The organism is Paraburkholderia sp. SIMBA_027, assembly GCF_046535315.1.
GTDB lineage: Bacteria > Pseudomonadota > Gammaproteobacteria > Burkholderiales > Burkholderiaceae > Paraburkholderia > Paraburkholderia tropica.
In genome coordinates this window covers 1-244 of record NZ_JAWRWY010001395.1, presented here as the reverse complement: position 1 = coordinate 244, position 244 = coordinate 1, and the positions used below count along the sequence as shown (strand labels likewise).

At 57.0% G+C, this 244-nt stretch carries 1 protein-coding gene; it reads left to right on the top strand.

Features of this window, described 5'->3' with window-relative positions; translation table 11 throughout:
- Positions 1-244, top strand: a 244-nt coding sequence (locus tag SB764_RS43770; RefSeq protein WP_410867273.1) for an aldo/keto reductase, incomplete at both ends; no start/stop codon positions are given.

The following is a 244-nucleotide window of genomic DNA, read 5'->3' as shown; positions in this document are numbered from 1 at the left end:
CCTTCGACACCTCCATTTCCAATCTGGGACTGGACTACATCGACCTCTACCTCATCCACTGGCCGTGCGCCGGCAGGGGACTCTTCGTCGAGACCTACAAAGCCATGGAGACGCTTTATCGCGAGGGCAAGGTACGCGCGATCGGCGTCTCTAACTTCCAGCCAGGACATCTTGAAGAGCTCATGCAAAAGGCCGAAGTGGTCCCAGCCGTCAATCAAGTCGAGCTGCATCCATGGTTGCAGCA